At 65.2% G+C, this 18,094-nt stretch carries 20 protein-coding genes; 10 read left to right on the top strand and 10 right to left on the bottom strand.

The genetic code is table 11. From position 1 onward, the window contains the following. Window positions 1-48 precede the first annotated feature (48 nt). The 10 genes from EI982_RS14695 to EI982_RS14650 all read left to right on the top strand — a co-directional run bounded on the left by EI982_RS14695 (window position 49) and on the right by EI982_RS14650 (window position 8,392). The gene (locus EI982_RS14695; protein WP_157690404.1) at window positions 49-435 is read left to right on the top strand and encodes a hypothetical protein; all 387 of its coding nucleotides are present in this window, start codon (window positions 49-51) and stop codon (window positions 433-435) included. Further along, window positions 432-668 (top strand): hypothetical protein, encoded by a 237-nt coding sequence (locus EI982_RS14690; protein WP_157690403.1) that lies wholly within the window; start codon window positions 432-434, stop codon window positions 666-668. Before EI982_RS14695 ends, EI982_RS14690 begins: the two co-directional genes overlap by 4 nt. Then, on the top strand, window positions 665-1,324 hold the full coding sequence (locus EI982_RS14685) for a PD-(D/E)XK family putative nuclease (protein ID WP_233255242.1): 660 nt from the start codon (window positions 665-667) through the stop codon (window positions 1,322-1,324). The genes EI982_RS14690 and EI982_RS14685 overlap by 4 nt, the downstream gene beginning before the upstream one ends. Then, a complete protein-coding gene (locus tag EI982_RS14680; protein ID WP_157690402.1) occupies window positions 1,321-2,877 on the top strand; it encodes a DNA cytosine methyltransferase in 1,557 nt (518 codons plus the stop codon). Before EI982_RS14685 ends, EI982_RS14680 begins: the two co-directional genes overlap by 4 nt. Beyond that, window positions 2,874-3,311 (top strand): DUF8129 domain-containing protein, encoded by a 438-nt coding sequence (locus tag EI982_RS18500; protein WP_199243651.1) that lies wholly within the window; start codon window positions 2,874-2,876, stop codon window positions 3,309-3,311. The genes EI982_RS14680 and EI982_RS18500 overlap by 4 nt, the downstream gene beginning before the upstream one ends. Then, window positions 3,308-4,684 carry a DNA-methyltransferase gene (locus tag EI982_RS14670; RefSeq protein ID WP_233255241.1) on the top strand — a complete coding sequence of 459 codons (1,377 nt, stop codon included), beginning with the start codon at window positions 3,308-3,310 and terminating at the stop codon, window positions 4,682-4,684. Before EI982_RS18500 ends, EI982_RS14670 begins: the two co-directional genes overlap by 4 nt. Beyond that, window positions 4,681-4,944 carry a hypothetical protein gene (locus EI982_RS14665; RefSeq protein WP_157690401.1) on the top strand — a complete coding sequence of 88 codons (264 nt, stop codon included), beginning with the start codon at window positions 4,681-4,683 and terminating at the stop codon, window positions 4,942-4,944. The genes EI982_RS14670 and EI982_RS14665 overlap by 4 nt, the downstream gene beginning before the upstream one ends. Then, on the top strand, window positions 4,941-5,231 hold the full coding sequence (locus tag EI982_RS14660) for a hypothetical protein (RefSeq protein WP_157690400.1): 291 nt from the start codon (window positions 4,941-4,943) through the stop codon (window positions 5,229-5,231). Before EI982_RS14665 ends, EI982_RS14660 begins: the two co-directional genes overlap by 4 nt. Beyond that, window positions 5,228-7,033: a DUF7845 domain-containing protein gene (locus EI982_RS14655; protein WP_157690399.1), complete on the top strand. Its 1,806-nt coding sequence runs from the start codon at window positions 5,228-5,230 to the stop codon at window positions 7,031-7,033. Before EI982_RS14660 ends, EI982_RS14655 begins: the two co-directional genes overlap by 4 nt. 315 nt (window positions 7,034-7,348) lie before the next feature. Then, window positions 7,349-8,392, top strand: a complete 1,044-nt coding sequence (locus EI982_RS14650) for a CAP domain-containing protein (protein ID WP_157690398.1) — start codon at window positions 7,349-7,351, stop codon at window positions 8,390-8,392. A gap of 6 nt (window positions 8,393-8,398) precedes the next feature. Here EI982_RS14650 and EI982_RS14645 read toward each other — a convergent pair whose 3' ends face one another. The 10 genes from EI982_RS14645 to EI982_RS14600 all read right to left on the bottom strand — a co-directional run bounded on the left by EI982_RS14645 (window position 8,399) and on the right by EI982_RS14600 (window position 18,032). Continuing rightward, window positions 8,399-8,914, bottom strand: a complete 516-nt coding sequence (locus EI982_RS14645) for a hypothetical protein (RefSeq protein WP_157690397.1) — start codon at window positions 8,912-8,914, stop codon at window positions 8,399-8,401. Next, window positions 8,914-9,333, bottom strand: a complete 420-nt coding sequence (locus EI982_RS14640) for a hypothetical protein (RefSeq protein WP_157690396.1) — start codon at window positions 9,331-9,333, stop codon at window positions 8,914-8,916. Before EI982_RS14640 ends, EI982_RS14645 begins: the two co-directional genes overlap by 1 nt. 4 nt (window positions 9,334-9,337) lie before the next feature. Continuing rightward, a complete protein-coding gene (locus EI982_RS14635) occupies window positions 9,338-9,712 on the bottom strand; it encodes a hypothetical protein (protein ID WP_157690395.1) in 375 nt (124 codons plus the stop codon). Then, the gene (locus EI982_RS14630; RefSeq protein WP_157690394.1) at window positions 9,712-11,757 is read right to left on the bottom strand and encodes a hypothetical protein; all 2,046 of its coding nucleotides are present in this window, start codon (window positions 11,755-11,757) and stop codon (window positions 9,712-9,714) included. Before EI982_RS14630 ends, EI982_RS14635 begins: the two co-directional genes overlap by 1 nt. A gap of 84 nt (window positions 11,758-11,841) precedes the next feature. Further along, window positions 11,842-12,531: a hypothetical protein gene (locus EI982_RS14625; RefSeq protein WP_157690393.1), complete on the bottom strand. Its 690-nt coding sequence runs from the start codon at window positions 12,529-12,531 to the stop codon at window positions 11,842-11,844. Window positions 12,532-12,584: 53 nt separating this feature from the next. After that, entirely contained in the window at window positions 12,585-12,800 is a 216-nt protein-coding gene (locus EI982_RS14620) for a hypothetical protein (protein ID WP_157690392.1), read from the bottom strand. A 2-nt stretch (window positions 12,801-12,802) separates the two neighbouring features. Further along, a complete protein-coding gene (locus EI982_RS14615) occupies window positions 12,803-13,027 on the bottom strand; it encodes a hypothetical protein (RefSeq protein ID WP_157690391.1) in 225 nt (74 codons plus the stop codon). Continuing rightward, window positions 13,024-13,221, bottom strand: a complete 198-nt coding sequence (locus tag EI982_RS14610; protein WP_157690390.1) for a hypothetical protein — start codon at window positions 13,219-13,221, stop codon at window positions 13,024-13,026. The genes EI982_RS14615 and EI982_RS14610 overlap by 4 nt, the downstream gene beginning before the upstream one ends. Further along, on the bottom strand, window positions 13,218-17,252 hold the full coding sequence (locus EI982_RS14605; protein ID WP_157690389.1) for a hypothetical protein: 4,035 nt from the start codon (window positions 17,250-17,252) through the stop codon (window positions 13,218-13,220). Before EI982_RS14605 ends, EI982_RS14610 begins: the two co-directional genes overlap by 4 nt. Continuing rightward, complete coding sequence (locus EI982_RS14600) at window positions 17,253-18,032, bottom strand: hypothetical protein (protein WP_157690388.1); 780 nt, start codon at window positions 18,030-18,032, stop codon at window positions 17,253-17,255. Window positions 18,033-18,094: the final 62 nt, after the last annotated feature.

Genomic DNA, 18,094 nt, shown 5'->3' with positions numbered 1-18,094 from the left:
TCTCATGACCGAGATAGTGTCGACACCGCCGAATTAGCAGCCGGCGACGTGGTCGTCGTCGACCGCAGTATTGGAGAAATCCATGCGTTGACATACGCGACCGTCGTCGCCGTCGACGGTCGTGGTCCGCGGCTCGGCGGTCCGGACTACCCAACGCCCACATACGCGAACACGCTGCGGATCGACCGCGTGACGCCCTACGACCGTCTCGTCGGGCGCGACGGCGACGGGGCGTATCATCTGCTCCGGTCGAGCCCGCGGGACGACCGTGTCCTTGAGGTTCGCTCCGAACCCGGTGCCGACCCCGAGCACGAGCAAGCCATCGCCGACAAGAGTGTCCTGACGCTGTGGATCGAGCACGTCGACGAGCAGCGCGGGTGGGATGCCGTCGTTGGCGAGTTCGAGCAGCTGGTTACGGGTGGTGATTCGGCGTGATCGACGCCGCAGAGCTTCGGCGTCGCCAGCACGGTCCGCTGCCGACCGACGGCGAGCGCGAGTTCCGCTGCGATTACTGTAACGCGCGCTGTACCCGGTCGCCGACGAAGGACATCGAGTACGGACATCGGACTCGCTGTCCCGAGCGGCCCGAGCACTTCCCGTACAACGCTCCCGACTACAACATCGAGGTCTCTCAGCCGGTCGTCGCTGACGGAGGTGAGGGTCGGTGATCCCTGCGAGCGCGCTCCCGGACTGTCCGCAGTGTGGCACGACGATCCGCGAGGCCGAGCGCATCGGCGTCTCGGCCCACGTCGAGCCCTGTGGGCACTTCATCCCGGCCGAGTTCTTTCGACCGAGCCACGTCGAGGCTGGTGTCGCCAAGGAACTGGTCGCGGATGGTGGCGTTGTACGTTCCGACCGGGTCGCCGAGAACCGCGCGGCCGGCGAGGCGACCGAGCGTCACGTCGCGGCGGCGATCCCCGAACTGGGACTCGTTCCCGACGACGTCGTCGAGTGGTACGACGCCGTCGCGACGACGGCGATCTTCCCGAGCACGACGCTGCCGATGGTCGGCCTCTGTGTCATCGACCGCGGCGTGCCCGTCGAGATCAAGAGTGCCCAACGCCGCCTCTCAGCCCAGCGTCGCGGTCGGTTCTACGTCCGGCCCGAGCAACACGACCGCCTCATCGAGGCCGGCGGCGTGTACGTCTTCGCCGTTGTCGACGAGGACCGCCGCCCGCTCGCGCTGAAAGTCGTCCCCGCGACGACGTTCGAGGTCCTGATCCCGGCATGGCTGGATGGTGGCGAGGGACGTAGCGACTACGCGCAGCTGGCGTGGTCGAAGCTGTTCGCTCAGCGTGCAGTCGAACGGGGGCGGTCGGCGTGAGCGACGACCTCCACGTCGTCGACCTCTTCGCCGGCGGTGGCGGTATCTCGACCGGCGCCGCTGGGGCGGCCCGAAACCTCGGCTACACGCCGGGCGAGGACTTCCATCTCGCGGCGATCAATCACTCCGAGGACGCGATCGAGACCCACGCGGCCAACCACCCGTGGGCCGACCACTACCACGCCAAGGTCGAGGCGCTGCACCCGCCGGACGTCGCGCCACCGAACGAGGTCGACCTCCTTACGGGCGGGCCGTCCTGCACGGACTTTTCGAAGGCGAAGGGGGGCCAACCGGTCAAAGAGCAGGAGCGCGCTTCGCCGTGGCACGTGCTCCGGTGGGTCGAACTTCTGCGCCCGAAGCACCTCCTGATCGAGAACGTCGGCAGCCTCCGGACTTGGGGACCGGTCGTCGACGGGCAGCCGACACGGGACGGCTCGATCTACCAACGCTGGATCGACATGCTCCAGGCGCTCGGGTACACGGTCGTCCGCGACGAGAAGGAGCGCTACGGCGTGAAGCTCCGAGCGGCGGACTTCGGCGACCCGACGACGCGCGAGAGGCTGTTCGTCATCGCGAGTCGCACGAAACGGCCGACGCCGCCGGCACCGACCCACTCCGACGATCCCGATGACGACCTCGAGGACTGGGTCCCCGCGAGCGAGATCATCGACTGGTCGGATCGGGGCGAGTCGCTGTTCACGCGCTCCCGTCCGCTCAAGACGAAGACCCTCGACCGGATCGCCGTCGGCATCCGAGACTACTGCAACGATTTCCTCGAACCGTTCTCGCGCGTGTTAGAGGGGTTCGGCAGGGACGACATCCGCGCGCTCCAGGAGGACGTCGTCGAGGTCGGCGAGCTCCCCGAGGCACTGGAGAACCGCGACGAACCCTTCCTGGTGCGCGGCCAGCTACGTGCCGGCTCCGAGTCGTCGACGCCGCTGGTCATGGGCCAACACAGCGGCGCGATGCCCCGCGATGCCGAGACGGAGCCGGTCCCGACGATTACGACGACCGGCGCGATCCACCTGATCGACGCCCAAGCGTTCGTGCTCCCCCGCGACGGGAGCCAGCGCGGGAAGTTCTCGAACCCAGCGTACGACGCCGACGACCGGCCGTTCCACACGGTTACCGCGCAGAACCACGACGGCCGTCTCGTTTCGCCGTTCCTCGTGCAGTACAACGGGACGCCGGAGCACTCCGCGAAGCGAATCGACGAGCCACTGCCGACGCTCTCGACGCGGGCGCGGTTCGCCCTCTGTGATCCGGAAGTCTACCCGTACGGGATCGACCTCCGCTATCGGATGCTCGACCCACCGGAGACCAAGCGGGCCCAGGGCTTCCCGGAGGACTACGAACTGACGCCGAGCAACAAGGGCGACCGGCGAACTCTGATCGGCAACGCGGTCCCGGTCGGGATGGCGACGGCGCTGTGCGAGCACATCCTCGCGGCCGAGACGGCGTCGCTGTCGACGTTCGGCGGCGGGCTCTCCGAGGAGGACGTCGAGATCCCGCCGTACGAGCAGGTCGTCGCTGATGGAGGTGAAGGTCAGTGATCGGCGGCCCGAGTACCGACCGCGAGCGCTTTCCCGCGCTCGAAGAAGACATCGGCGAGGATCCGGCACGGTACCTGGACGTCGACCGCGTCGCTGATCTCGAACTCGCACGGGCGCGGATCCGCGGGATCGACTTCCTCGCGACGCTGCGAGCCTGGAAGGCCGTCGAGCGGAACCTTTCGGATCGGGGCGTCGTCTCCGAGCATCATCGCCAGCAGGTCATGGAGTGGCTCGACGAGCGCGAAGCGGAGTTGGAGGAGATCGGCGATCGCGACGACCGCCTCTCCGACGTCGATATCGAGTCTCGGCGCGCAGGGACGCCGTCGACGGCCTCGCAGGTTCGCTGGCCCGAGCGGGAGGATGGGGTGCGGACCGAGAACACTGTCGACGCCGATCGGTATCGGGCCGCGACCGATGGGGGTGAGGACGCGTGAGCGACCTCAACGCCTGGGTCAACGACATCCACCAGGGCGACGCCGCCGAGACGCTGGAGCAGATCCCAGAGTCGTCGGTCCACTGCGTGATGACCTCGCCGCCGTACTTCGGGCTCCGGGACTATGGTGTCGACGGACAGATCGGGCTCGAAGACTCCCTCGACGAGTACATCGCTGACCTCCTCGACGTCGCGAGCGAGCTGAGACGCGTCCTCCGCGACGACGGGTCGTGGTGGCTCAACCTCGGCGACACCTTCGCCGGTTCGTGGGGCGCGCAGTCCAAGGGCGACGAAGCGAACCAGCGAGATCGTGACGCGTATCCCGGCAAGAACCCGGCACGAAGCGGGACGCTCCGGCGAAAGTCGAAGATGCTCGTCCCGCATCGGGTCGCCATCGCCCTCGAGGACGCGGGCTGGATCGTCCGCGCGGACTGTCCGTGGGTGAAGCCGAACCCAATGCCGCACCCGGTGAAGGATCGGCTCCACGAGCACAAGGAGTTCGTCTTCCATCTGACGCCCGAGCCCGACTACTGGTTCGATCTGGACGCTGTTCGCGAGCCCCACCAAGAGTCGTCGCTCGAACGGCGCGAGCGTCACGACTTCAACTCTTCCGGCACCGACGCCGACTCGCTTCCGGACCACCATCACGCCTCGGACGAGTACCTCGGCACCGAGCCCGAGGACGCACTACATCCGAACGGCAAGAACCCGGGCGACGTGTTCGAGGTCTCGGTGAAGCCGTTCCCCGAGGCGCACTTCGCGGTCTACCCGCCCGAACTCTGCGAGACGCCCATCAAGGCGTCGTGTCCGCCAGAGGTCTGTGCCGACTGCGGAACGCCGTACGAGCGCGAGACCGCCGACGTGCCGGTCTGGGAGCGCGATCCCTCGACGATCGAGCGCGAGCAGCTCCAGAAGGCACTCGCTCGATTCGAGGAGAGCGAACTCACCGTCGAGCATCTCGAAGCGGCACGGGCGAAGGGATTCTCCGATGCGGCCGCCGGGAAACAGCAGACCGGCGCTTGTCAGAATACGGACGATGTCGAAGCGCTCGCGAGCGAGGCGAAGGAAATCCTCGGCGGCTACTTCCGCGAGATTACGATGACCGCCCACGAGACCGTGGGTTGGTCGCAGGCCTGTGACTGCGATACCGACGCGACTGAACCGGGGATCGTGCTGGATCCGTTCGCCGGCGCCGGGACCACCTGCCTCGAAGCGAAGCGGCTTGGTCGGCGGTTCGTCGGGATCGACCTGAATCCGGACTACGTCGCGATGGCGCAGCGCCGTGTCGGTGTCGACGTCGACGACCCCGAGCGGTTGCTGGATGATGGGGAAACGTCGCTGCTGGCCTTCTCCGACGGGGGTGAGGACGCGTGACCGACGGTCAGATCTCCGAAGAGGGCGCCCATGCGATGCTGGAGCTGCACAGCGTCATCCACAACGCGCGATCCACCGGCGCCTTCCTCGCCGGGATCGGGATCGGTGCCGGGTTGGCTCTGTCGCTGTATCGCGTTTACTCGATTTCCGCACCGCTGTTGTATTTCGGATCGCTTGTCTTCGCCCTCGGCGGGATTGCGTTCTCAATCGTCGTCTCCCGAGCGCTTCTCTGGGCGTTGCGAGGAGGTGAGGTGCGGTGAGTTTCGAGGAGTCCAACCGGCTGAAAACTCTGCGGCGTCGGGAGAAACGTGCCGTCGCAACCATCGAGGTCACGTTCGACGAGAAGAGCGCCTACGAGTGCCCCAAGTGCGGCGACGAGGAGCGGATCGGCATCTACGGGCGCGACTACGATGAGCCGTCCTTCCTCCCGTGTTCGGCGTGGGGCTGTGACGCGCTCCTGAAGTTCGTCGACGACGGCGATCGCGAGGATCCCGAGCCATCCGGGCAGGTCGGGCTGGCGCAGTTCACGGGTGGTGATTCGGCGTGATCGAGACCGAGCCGACACGCGACACGCCCGGCCTCGACTCGCCGTACCGGCACCTCCGCGTCGACGGCGACGAGCACGCTGACCACGTCGCGCCCGTGCCTCACGAGACGCGCGGCAACCTCGTCTTCGCCGAGCACGACGACCGTCCGTACTGGGCGCTCGCGTCGCTGTTTTTTAGTTTCGATGAGGGATCGAATAGCTTCGAGATCGACATCCCGCGCTGGCGCGGCGAGGGCAGCCGTACCTGGAGCGTGACCTTCAGCTACCACAAGAGCGGGATGGAGCCACGGCCAAGTGACGGCGTCGACCAGCTCTACGAGTTCGACATCACGGCTCACGCCGAAGAAGAGCGGAAGCTCCCGATCCAGGTCAAGCCCCGACTCGGCTGGGACGACTGTCCGGAGCGTCGCCCGCAGTCGGTTCCGAACGATCTCGGCGAGGCGGTGACCGTCCATATCAACAACTCGGTGAATATCGAGTTGGACCAGATCCGGTATCTGGTCCCGCTGCTCCTCCGTGGCATCGCGGAGGGTCTCGGCCAGTCCTGGGACGCGTCGTACTTCTGTGGCGACGTGCATCCGTACTCCGCGATCACGCAACACGAGCGGTACGTCCGCCCCAGCAGCGACGCCGCCGAGAAGATCACGCGCTCGGACGGCGTCTTCAAGAGTCTCTTCGAACTCCTCGCCGACGAGGAAGGATCGAAGATCGTCTACTCGGCGGACAATCGGAAGGTCGTCGGATGGAACCACCAGCTGAAGTTTACCAAGAGCGCGGTGCGGAAGGCGTTCGATCCTGGCGATTACTCGACCTCGGCTGGCGCACCCGATCCGACCGACGCCGAGCGCCAGGAGGACGATCTCGACGCCGACCACGGCGCCTACGGGATGCAGGAAAAACTCTACGAGCCGGAGTATCCTGGCGGTCGCGAAGAGGGCGATCCGCTCGCGAATCCGAAGCTCGCGGCGCTGTTTAAGAAAGGACTGAACGGCGGAGAGTCCGTCGCCTGGAACCGTCGGTACGAACTGATCCAGGCGCTTGACTCCTACGTCCTGAACGTTGCCTCGTGGGCCGGCATCGCCGTCTCGCCCGGTCCCTGGTGGGTGTCCGACTGGCACTTCAGCGGTGACCGGTACGCTCACCCGGATCGGCAGGTCGCGCTGATCGACGACCCGACGCCGGAGATCGAGCAGCGCCAGGAGGCGACGATCGTTTCGCTGTTCCAGCAGATCGACGCCGACAGCGCTGCCGAGGAGATCATCGAGCAGGCCGCGATGACCGACGGCGGCACCAGCGTCGACGAAGTTGACCGCGAAACCGACTGGTCGCGGTCGACGATCTATCGACATTTGGACAAGCTCGACGAGATCCTTCGACTCGACAACGGCTCGATCAAGTTCATCAGCGGGAAGGTGCGCGACGAGATCCGCGACGTCCTCGACGTCCTCAACCGCTCGGTCGACGCGGCGACCACCGCGATCGCTCGCATCGCCGACATGGACCCGCGCGATCTCGATCGCAAGGGGAAGGCCTGGCAGAAGTGGGTGAACCGCTACGCCGCCGAGATTGAGGAGACCGGCCTTCGCGAGGACGGCGAGCAGCTGCGTCTGCGGAGCGCCCTCTCGATGGCGAAGTCAGATTCGCACCCGTGGGCGCCCGAAGTGATCCGCGTCGGCCGCATCGCCTGGCGTGAGTCCGGGCGCCCGCTGCATCGCTTCCCGGAGAAAGTCGCGTTCGAGACGCCGTTCGGAGAAACCGTTCGAGAGAACGCCGAGAACCTGGCGCATCGCGCCGGCGGGTAGCGCCCGACTGCTGAGAGGCATCACCAGCGTCCGGTCTTGTTTTCACAACTTCGCTTTCTCTCGATAGTTATTACCGTAAGGTCTGGTTGTGTTCGGAGTGACGACGCCATGTCGAGCCACCCCACCGCCGACCGCCCCGCTGCGGGTCTTGTCCCGCGAGGCGGGACAATCCCCTTCGGGCGTGTGACGAAGGTCACAGACCACAAAATACACCGCATACCTCAAATCGCACCTGAAGCGTCGCTCGACTTGAAACAGATGAAACGGAGGTTCATCGGCGGTAGCTTTTCACGGCGCTGACCAATAGCCTCGCGTATGCGCTGGCGACAGGCCCTCCTCGCCGCCGCCCTCAGCACCGGAGGCGCCGTCGCGCTCTATACACTCAGGGATGCCGGCCTCACCCTTGCCGTCGCCGTCGCCCTGCTCGTCTACGTCGGTGTCCGCGTGTTGATCGGGACGTACTACCGCTCGCGATACTGGTACCGTCGATCCGGCCGGAACACGCGAGAGTGTCGTCGCTGTGGACGCCAGATCTCCCGTCGTGCGGGCGACCTGGTCACCAAGTGCTATCATCGCATCAACCAGCACCCTCACGGCCCAAAGCCCGAACAGGAATGTGGGTGGAAGCCCGGGTGGCCGGGGACGCGGCTGGTCACGCGGTCGGTGGTCGCTCGGCAGGTCATCCGATCGATCACGTGGCAGCGCCTCGGTGTGATCGGGCTCGCCGGGGCGTTGCTTCTTACGCCGATCTCGATCTCCGCGGGCGGGGCGCTGGCGGGCTCGTCAGGGACATCGGCCGCGTCTGCCGATGGTGCCTCGACGCCGGTGGCGACCGAGCCGCCGACCGCGACGGCGACGACAGAATCGACTCCGACAAGGACGCCAGCAGTTGGTGACGAGTATCCCGGTACTCCAGATCTTGAGTCATCTGAAGCAGAAACACTGAGCAGGATAAATAGAATCCGCCAGCAACGTGAACTCCCGCCGCTCGAACAGACCGATGATCTTTCTGAGATGGCCCAGTATCATGTCAACGACCAAGCGAGGACCGGCTACTATTCTCACACCGCACCAGATGGAGAATCTGTCGGCGACCGTTTTGATCGGTTTGCCCCTCAGTGTTCAGGAGGTGCAGAAAACTCACACAAGGGTGAGATTAGCCACTCCTACCGTATCTACGGCAGCCAAGAAGTCGTCAGTACACTAACTGTCTCCGGGATGAGCCAGTATCTGGTCCAGGGATGGATGAACTCCGACGGCCATCGAGAGAATATGCTTGATCCCCAGTGGTCGAAAGCTGGCATCGGTATCGCGGTCACTCCGGATGGGACGTTCTACGCTACCATCAACTTCTGTTAAATGATTTCAGAAGTCCTCGTGAGCCGTCAGCAGCGCCATCCCGGCGCTCACGAGTAATCCCCATTTCAGAATCGACCACAAGAGCAGTGTCCGCTCGCTCGCCGGGACGATCGCGGCCGGAGTCCACAGTAACGCCGTGAGGCAGATCCACGCACACGCCGACCGTCTCTCGGCATCGATCCAGCTCTGGAGCAGGTACCGGCCGACCTCCTTACCAGTAATCGTCACGAGGATTCCGATGATCGCCCCGAGTGCGACCTCGATTCCGTAGGCGCCGATATCAATCTCCGTGACGTAGATCGTCGCGGTTGCCACGGCGACCGCCGTCACCATGATCGTCCCCATCTGCTCCTGAGCCTCCGTATCCGGAACACCATCGGTCCGGAGGCGCCATGCGACAACGGCGCCGGCGAGGAGGCCGCCGACGGCGATGGCGGTCTGGACCCATGCCGGTGCGGCGTAGAGGAGCCTCGCCAACCACGGCGGCCCCTGTGTCGGCGGCGGTGCCGGTGCGAGTTGCATCACGCTGTCACCCGGAGCAGCGCCGCCGTCACCGCGAGCCCGACCAACCCGATCAGGACGATCTTCAGCCACACGGGTGCAAGCCCGACCGAGACCAGCCCGAAGATCGTCACGATTGCGACGACGGCGCCGGCAGGCGCGCCGAGTCGCGTCCCGGCGACGCCACCGAGGAATGCACCGGCGACGACGATCCCGCCGATGATCGGCCCCGCGTTCCCGCCGCCGCCGGGGATCTGCTGACCCGGGCCGATGATAAAGGAGAGTGTCCGGGTGGCCATCCGTCCGAGCCCGTTCAGCGTGTTCCCCTCCGTGCCGGCGAACCAGGGTTCCGGTTCCGGCGTCGAGGTGGAGTTGTTGTAGTAACTCGCCGCGACGAACTGTGCGAGCGTCCGAAGCCACGTTGTCAGTGTCTGGATCATGGGTTTAGGCGGAGCTTTTGACCAGCCGCACGAGGCTGCCGTAGAACATCACGGTGAGTGTCCCCCCGAACAGTACCGTCACGCGAGGCGGCACCGAGTTCTCGGCCATGACGAAAATCGGCCAGTTCAGGAAGCTGACCAGGCCGACGACGAGATTCCAGACCAGTACCAGCGGCGCACCGAACTGCCCCAGCAGCGATGATATCGCGCCGCCGACGCCGCCGAGTTGCTGCTGGGGTTGGGTGTCTGCCGAGACGCCCGTTTGGTCCTGGGAGACGAAATATTGGGTCGGCCCAGTATCGTCCCAGGAGACGGCGCCACCGCCGAACATCAACGCCCCGAGGACAAAATAGAGGACGATGATCCGGGTGAACTGCATTATAATCCCCTCCGTAGCGCCGCGAACGCGATTACTGCTGAGCCGGCGATGAAGACCATGCCGTAGCCGACCCAGCCGATCACGGAGAAGGCTGTCAGTGTCAGGACACCAGCCAGTGCGGTCGCCTCACCGCTGACTGGGAGTTGGGTCGAGATCCCACCCATCACGAAGATCGTCAACACAGCGGCGAGGAACGACGTCAGGGCACCAGCCGTCCCCGGTGCGGCGAGCCCGACGAAGTCAACGATCAGCGCGAGTAAGGACAGGTTGTTGGTCGGCGATTCGTAGACGCTCAGCGTTGCGTCGCCGGCGGAGATAATTCGGCCATCACTCAGCGTGGCGACGACCGAGACGGTGACCTGCTCTCCGCCGAACCCACCCAGGTCGGCAGTAAGGTTTGCCCGTTGAGTACTTCCGTCGTAGGTCCGGTTGATGATCGTCGTGGAGTTTCGGACGACGATGACCCGCCACGATTCGACAGAGACGTTCTCGACTTGTGAGAGCGACGCCGAGATCTGCGTGTCGTTTAGTGCCGGCACACGTCGCGTCTGTGGTTCTATCGTCGCCACAGGGAGGATCTGTAGGTCCTCGACCTCGCTGTCGGGCGAGACCTCGATCGTTTGGGTCTGGGCTGCGATCGGCTGATAGGTGCCGATTGGCCGCTCCGCACCAGTTGAGGGATTGAATAGTCGGAGCCGGTATCGCGCCCCGGTTTCGAGGGTCGTGGGGTACTCTGCCGTCGAGCCGAAGTAGTCTCCCGAGACGGTTTGCCAGCTACCGTTCATCGCTCGTCGGATCTCCAACACCGTTTCATCCGGCGGGAACCGGCCACTGTAATCCAGCATCTCGAAGATCGTCTCGGATGAATCGGTCGTGTTGTTGAGGAGGTAGACGCGCTGTTGGGTGTAGAGTGATCGGATGAAGATCCGCCGACTCTCGTAGCCCGGCGCGCTAACAGTTGCAACGAACTCTTGGTTGGCTGGCAGCCCGGTCATATTGACTGTGCCATCCGACGTCGTTCGTTCGATGTAGGTGTCGATCGTCTCGTCCCCGCTGTAGAACTGGATCGTTGCGCTGACGTTTGTCAAGAGCGTCGGGTCTTCACTCTCGTTGAAGATGCGGAGTTCGTCAGGGACGAACACCGTTCGCGTGTCAGTCGTCGTATCCGCGCTGGTACTGTAGCCATCCGAGAGCGTCCAGTAGTACTCATGTCCGCCTCCCTCGCCGAGGTCGACGGTCGTCGAGACAGTCGTGTTCGACGAGACCGTCGTCTGATAAGTTTGCGAGAACGACGTCGTGGACGGCGCTTTCGTGAACAGCGTTGCGGTTACACTGTCTCCGCGAGCGAAGTCCTCGTCACTGATGTCTGCCGTGAACTCCGTGCTCTCTTGGGAGAGGCCAGTCTCGTTCGCTGGGACGAAATTCGACGCCTGCGGTGCGGACGCCGAGCTGAAAAGATGGACGCCGACATCTGAGCCACCGGTTGACGAGACATCGATTGTCACCGTCCCCGATCCATCAGTTGTGTAGGTCCCGAGTGGGTCACCGGCCGTGTTGGCGGCGTTGAACTGCGTGTTGGCTGGGAGGTTCGACAACGTGATCGTCCCGTCACCGGTGGCCGCGTACCCGAAGTCGATCCCCCCGTCGTCAAGGGAGATATCGGCTGCCTGCCGGTAGCGAACCGCCGTGACACTACCGGAAACTGAGATCGACTCCTTGTCGGCAGGGTCGATCGTGAGTGTAGTTCCTGAGACATCGACGGCCGTCGCGTTCGTCCACGTCCCGGCGAGATCCGTCGCCGCGATCGTGGCCGACGCAGGATCTGGGGCAGAGAAGGTAGCGTTGCCAGCCGTCGTGTTCCACTGGACTGTCGAAGAATCGACGCTACCGGTGGCTGTGTACATTGAGGTGTCGCCCGTCAGCGTGATCGACGGACCTCCCGGTTCGGTGAGGACGAGCCCGTCGTCGTTTTGCGAAATCGGGATCGAACCCGCGGTAGCCGTCCCGACGGCACTGGTAGAGAGAAAGACGACGATGATGAGCACGGCGCCGCGTCCGCTCCAAGTTTTCATTTGTGTATTTTGATTGTTTCAGTGTATTTGGTATGGATCGATCTCTCACAGGGTGCGCTAACTCAAATCATTGCCTTCGACCCGGACCGATATGTTATAGGTCGATGACGAATCATCAATAGCGAGTTCGACGACTGCGCTTGAGGATTGGTATGACCGATTTACTGTGCCAACCGATATTTGTGATGAAATATCGTGCGATGATCCTGAAGTAACTTCCAAAACATCGCGGAAATAAACAAAATCACCCGCTCTGGTTGCAGTAATAGATACTGTCGCATTCCGGAGTTCGTCTATTTCAACCAATCCGACGAAATTATTATCTGCGATTATATCTCCCTCTCCGTATATATCATAGAAGGAGTGTGTGCCGCTCGCGGCGAAGACCGCGTCGCCTATCTTGAGCGGTAAAGAGCTATTGACACTATCTGTACTGAGCAAATTCACATCGACTTCATCCATCCATGCATCCCAACGATTCGACGACGAACCCAGAACCGTGTCGCCGTCGTCGCCAGGTGCGGCCGCTGCCGATCGCGTCAGCGCGGCTGGGAGTGCGACGCCACTGGCGATGAGGCCGAGCGCCTGCACCGCCTGTCGTCGCGTGAGCCCGAGCGAGAGAAAGTCGCTCACAGTCCACGAGCGGCCCTGCGCGTCGACCGCGCCTTGGGCGAGCTGTTCTTGACGCTGTTCGATCTGTTCAACGCGGTTGCGGAGTGCATCGAGTTCGGTCTGGTTGTCTGTCATGGGTTGAGTCTGAGTTTGATCGCAGTGATCGTCCGTCGAGTCGTTGATCCGGGTCACGCGCCCGACACCCCCGTCACGTAGATGACGACGAGGATGGTCACGATCATCCCCGGGAATATCAGCTGCCAGACGTAGGCCGCACCCGTCGACATCTCACCGGCGTTGTTCGACAACACCGTGTAGACTGGCGGCGCGAGATTGCCGAGGATGAAGATCGCGACGCCGATGAAGACGACATCGATCGGCGTGAGACGGGCGCGCACGTCCATACTTAGGTCCTCCCGGAGACGCCGACACTGACGATCAGGGCGATCACCATCATCGGAAGTCCCAAGGCGAGCAACGTCCCCGAGAGCGGATCAAGGACCGTCCGTCCCATCGAGATCGCGTTGTAGACCCACGGTGCGACGGCGCCAAAGGAGACGAGCGTCGCGAAGGTCAACACGACGTCGACGTACTGCACACGCCCGCGGTCGTCGCTTTGCAGCGCCGTCATGACGTCCCTCCCGGCGAGAGCCAACTCGCGATGGTGAGCATGATCGTGAACGGCATCACGGTCGCGACCAGCCACTCGACGTGGGTCGGTAGGCTACTATCGAGCCCTGCGCCGCTCCAGTACATCCACGCCGGCGCGACGACGACGATCCCGAGCAGGGCGAACACGCCGAACCAAAACCGGAGGACCTTCACAGGAGGCCTCCCCCACCGTCGTCGGTGGTGACGCTGAGGCCGCTGGCACCGAAGGTATCGTAGGCGGCCTCGAGGGCAGCCCGCTCCTCACCCTCGGCGCCGAGTTCGCGTAGCGTCGGCAGCTGCTCGGTGTAGGACTCGGCCCCTTCGAAACTCGCCAGCGTTGCCTGGCTCGGCGCCCGGGTCGGCGCCGCACCGAACGCGAAGTCGGCGACGAACTCGTTGTAGTAGCCGACGCTGTACGGGCGGTCGTACTCTCTCGTCCGCTCGCGGAAGCGATCCCTGTCGACACCCATGTCCGTGTTCCAGTCCCACGGATCCGGGTCGGGATCGGGTTGTGGCTCTGGATCGGGGGTCGTTTCGGGAGTGGGATCCGGGTACGGATCTGGCGTAGGAGTTCGAGATGTCGGGGGATTTCCTGGGCTATCTCCAACCGTCGAACTCTCCGTTATCGACGGGGTCGACAACCATGATCCGACCGGCGACTCGTCGACCCGGCTTGGCGGACCGCGTCCGGGCGTGAGCGATGGGTTGAGGTAGCCATCCTCGCGGTCGCGTCGCCCGCTCGACGCCGCACTACTGCCGCCCGCTCCACTCGCCGCCCGGTCCGATCTGTCGCTCCGTCGCTCGCTCTCACGAGGACTGATACCGAGGAGATCATCATCCTGCTGGGACGTCTCCGAACGGCGACGCCCCTCCGAGTCGCTGTCGCTGGAGCGCACACCAAGGAGATCGTCATCGCTACCATCCGAGCCAGCAGGGCGAGACGACTCTGACTCTCCGTCCCGAGATCGCACGCCGAGCAGGTCGTCGTCGGTGCCGCCACCGGTGTCAGTACGATCCGCATCCACCGTCTCACGCTCGCGAATTCCGAGGAGGTCATCGTCCGGGTTACTCTCCCGAGGGCGGGCGCCAACCAGATCCTCCTCGGTCTCCGTGACCGACTGCGACGCTTCGTCGGTCGTCGAGTCCGATTCGTTGGTGGCGTCCGTCGAGGGTCCGACCGTCGGCGCCGGTCGGTCGACCGGTTCGCCGAACTCCCGGGTGTAGTAACTGAGTCGTTGGGCGCCTGCATCCGGATCGACGTTCGTGGCGTCCGCGTCGATGTCGTTCTCGGGTGCGACGAGTCGTAGCGGGACGCGCCGTCTGGCCACGGTCGTGTAGTATCCCGCTCCGACTCCGAAGCGGTTCCCACCGCTGGCAACACCATCGATCGGACGGAAACTCGCTCCTGGCGGGAACAGCGCCTCGATCTCGCCAGGGTTGCCTTCGCCCGCGGGTTTGGTTACGGCCGTCGTCTCACCAGTCCGCTCGTCGACGAGTTCGCGGTTGAACTCTTCGAGCGTATCGGCGTCGGGGTTCTCGACCTCGGTCCGGGCGACCACGCCGGTCGGTCGACCGCCGAGGCTGGGGAGACCCGGCCGAAGGCTGTACGATCTACGCGGCTGCACTTCGAGGAAGTTCGGCGAGAGCTCGGGACCGGCGAAGGCACCCGGGCTCTCGTAGCCCCCCTCTCGCGTCCGGAATCCACGACCGGTGTCGTAGGGAACGGAAGATGCACCCTCACCTTCGGGCTCGGTCTCGATGGCCTTCTTGAGATCAGTGCCTTCCTCAACGCCGGCCTGTTCGAACTCCTCTTCGATCACCGCCGGCGTGTACTCGTCGGCCTGCTGGCGGACCGCTTCGGCCGGATCACGCCGATAGAGTTCCGGATCGTCAGCACCCGGGAACCGTGCGTCCCCGTCCACGTCACGGTCGTTGAAGTAGGCAGCCGTCTGCGGGTTGGTAACGTCTTCGAGATCGACACGCGTGCCGCCGGCCGTCCGGACACGATCGACACCGCGACGGGCGACGAATCCGGCACCACGACCGATCCCAGCCCCCAGCGCCGCCTCGCCGATGAGTGAGCCACCGAACCGAGTCGGATCGGTTCGCGCCCGGGTCGCCGCCGCCTCGCCAGTCTCGCGGGCGATGGCCGCGGCGCTCGCACCGATGGCGACGGTCGCAGCGTCGCCGACTTGCGTTTCCTCGGGGACGTTCTCGGCCAGTTCGGCGCCGGTTTCGCCGGCCTGGGCGAGCGCGAAGGGGTTCGCCGCATCCAGCAACGCCATCGCGGCGCCCTCTTGGGTGCGTTCGGTGGCGCCCTCGCCACGGCGCTCGGTGTCGATCGTGGCCTCGCCGATCGGCGTGTCGACGGTCGCCTCGGTCTCGGTGTCGATTCCGATGGCGTCAGTTATCGCGTCAGCCCCTCGCTCTTGGAGCGTCAGCGGGGCGACGCTCGCGGCCTGGTCGACCGTCTGTTCCGCGTCGTCGCTGTACTGCTGAGCCGCTTCGCGCAGCCGTTGCTCGTCGCGTTCGGAGAGGAACCCACCGCGCGTGATGCGATCGGTCGTGGTCTGATCGATCTCGGCAGACCGGACGGCTTGACCGGCCGCCACGCCGGTCGCGGTTGCGGCACCGTACAGCCCCGGGAGGATGTTGTCGGAGCCATCCCCAGGGGCGCTCGGGAGCTCCGTCTCACGGATCGCCGACCGGGCTCCCTCGGCGGCATCGTCGAGGCCGCCCGCGAGGTTGTCGGCGGCCCGGTCGCGATCGCCGGCCGCGCTGGCTCGGGTCGCCCGACCGATCGCTTCGTCCGTCGAGCCAGCGAGGGCGTCACCGATACCGGCGACGTCTCCGCGTCGGGCAGCCTCGACAGCACGGCCGACGGCCTCGTCGGTCGAGCCTGCGAGGACGTCGAGGCCAGCAGCATATCGATCGTATCGGCCGTAGTTGAGCGGCTCGTCGGCGGTTCTCCGGGTCGCCCGAAGGTCGACCTCCTGATCATCGGCGATGGTCCGGAGCCGCGCGTCGCCGCCGTTGGCGGGCGAGTCAGTACTCGTGTCCGGCCGTCTCGGCGGTTGATCGTCTTCGGCGACGTTGGCGAGTCGCACGTCGCCGCCTTCGACCGGCGGCGGTCCGTCGTTTGCCTCCGCGCGGAGACGCGCATCGCCATCCTCTCGCATCCGATCGAACGCGTCGTCCGGACGCAGTTCGCCCGGGTCCGGTGCCCCAGTGACGGCCGTCTGGTCCTCGAAGGCCTGTTCGTCCTCGACGACGACGGCCTCGAACTCGCCGTCGCTCGACTGGCCGACCCGAACGTTCGAACGCTCCACACCGTACTCGTCCGCGATCTGCATGGCGATCTGCTCGCGCCGTTCGGCACGCGACTGCTCCTGGTCGAGCTCGTCGCGAAGCTCCGGCGAGCGGTCGAGTTGTGACGGCGCATCAGCGCCGGCGACGGTCGTGGTGCTGATGCCCCGATCCGCCGTCAGGTCATCATCGAACGTGGCGTCGAACTCGCTGTCGGTCGTCTCCCCGCCGGCACCGCCCTGGTTCTGGTCCGGTGCGTTGCCGGTCGACTGGGGTTGGTCAGTCGTGCCGTCGATGTCCTCGAGCGTCTGGTTGTTCGATCCCCCTGTCTCACGGTCCGAGGGATTCGGATCGTAGTCATCGGTGTTGTCTCCCGTCGACGGATCGGTGTCGGTACTACCGGTCGATCCGGACGGCGGATCGGTGTCACTGCCACCGTCGAAGGTCGAATCACTCCCGTCGTCGCCAGTCACGCCCGAACCGGTGTCGGTGTCGCTGCCACCCCCAGAGTACGTCGTGTCTGAGCCATCGTCGCCGGTTACGCCGCTACCAGCGTCGGTCGAGGACCCACCTCCATCGTAGTCGGATCCACCGTCGTAGTCGGATCCACCGTCGTAGTCGGATCCACCGTCGTAGTCGGATCCACCGTCATATCCGCCATCATCGTCACCGCCACCGAAGTCCCCGCCACTGTCCGAGGAACTATCGGTGTCCGAGCCGCCGGTCGACCCGCCGGTCGATCCGTCAGTATCTCCGGTTGATCCGCTTCCCGTGTCCGTCGAGGACCCACCGCCACCGTAGCTGGTGTCGCTCCCGCTGTCGCCGGTCACGCCGGAGCCGGCCGTTGTCGAGGAGCCACCGCCCGAGTACGACGTGCTCGAGTCGTCATCGTGGACCATCTACTCGTCACCCCCCGGCAGCCGCAGCCCCGGGAACACATCGTCATCGTCGTCATCGTCTCGGTCGGGCTCACCACCACCAGTGAGCCCGAACGGATCGTCAACGCTCAGTTCTCCACCAGTTGCGGACTCGTCTCGGTCCTCCATTCCGAATCCGACGCCCACGCCGACGAACGCCGTGTCGTCGGCTCTCGGGGAACGACCGGAGACGCCGCCACGGAACGTCAAGCCTGGGTCCGAGGTGAGCATCCCGTTACCCTCGGCGGCCGCGGCCCGTGCCATGTCGGTAACAACTCTCTCGTCGCCGATCGTCCGGAGTGATCCGCCCATCGGTGATCGGATCGCCGCCGCGTCGGTCGCACGCTTCGCGATATCTTCGGTCTGAGTACCGGTCGTCCCGGGTGCGCGCCGCGGCGACTGAGCGTCGTCGGCGAGGTCGCGTAGGATCTCTTCGGCCGACTTGTCGCCGGCACGACCTTTGAGTTCGTCCGCGGCCCGCCGCTTGAGCTTCTCCAGCGTCGTCTGTTGCTCGGGGGCTTCGGCGGTCGGGACGCCATCGTCGAACTCGCCCTGGTTCGCGGCCGCTGCGTCCTCGTCGTCGACGTCCACCTCCCGGGCGTCGACGGCGGTTCGGTAGTCGCCTCGCGTCCGCGCGTCGACGCCTCCTGGTCCGTCGTCATCGTCGGATCGGAGTTCCGAGACACGCCGCTTCAGCGCGTCCAGCCGCGATTCGCTCTCGTCGGAGGCGCGCTGTCGCGTCCCGACCTTACGTCGAGCCATCGCGCACCTCCTGGCCGGTCTTCTCGGCAACCATTTCGGCGAGTTCCTCGAGGCTTTCCGCT

It is taken from the genome of Haloplanus salinarum (genome assembly GCF_009762275.1).
Lineage (GTDB): Archaea > Halobacteriota > Halobacteria > Halobacteriales > Haloferacaceae > Haloplanus > Haloplanus salinarum.
The sequence above is the reverse complement of the archived record's forward strand: the minus strand, read 5'-3'. Positions and strand labels throughout refer to the sequence as shown.

What these genes read in the sequence shown, in the direction of transcription:
- EI982_RS14615 (WP_157690391.1), bottom strand. Translation starts at nt 13,027, where the DNA reads ATGACGGCGCTGCAAAGCGACGACCGCGGGCGTGTGCAGTACGTCGAC.
- EI982_RS14625 (WP_157690393.1), bottom strand. Translation starts at nt 12,531, where the DNA reads ATGACAGACAACCAGACCGAACTCGATGCACTCCGCAACCGCGTTGAA.
- EI982_RS14640 (WP_157690396.1), bottom strand. Translation starts at nt 9,333, where the DNA reads ATGATCCAGACACTGACAACGTGGCTTCGGACGCTCGCACAGTTCGTC.
- EI982_RS14635 (WP_157690395.1), bottom strand. Translation starts at nt 9,712, where the DNA reads ATGCAGTTCACCCGGATCATCGTCCTCTATTTTGTCCTCGGGGCGTTG.
- EI982_RS14600 (WP_157690388.1), bottom strand. Translation starts at nt 18,032, where the DNA reads ATGGCTCGACGTAAGGTCGGGACGCGACAGCGCGCCTCCGACGAGAGC.
- EI982_RS14605 (WP_157690389.1), bottom strand. Translation starts at nt 17,252, where the DNA reads ATGGTCCACGATGACGACTCGAGCACGTCGTACTCGGGCGGTGGCTCC.
- EI982_RS14645 (WP_157690397.1), bottom strand. Translation starts at nt 8,914, where the DNA reads ATGCAACTCGCACCGGCACCGCCGCCGACACAGGGGCCGCCGTGGTTG.
- EI982_RS14650 (WP_157690398.1), top strand. Translation starts at nt 7,349, where the DNA reads ATGCGCTGGCGACAGGCCCTCCTCGCCGCCGCCCTCAGCACCGGAGGC.
- EI982_RS14620 (WP_157690392.1), bottom strand. Translation starts at nt 12,800, where the DNA reads ATGGACGTGCGCGCCCGTCTCACGCCGATCGATGTCGTCTTCATCGGC.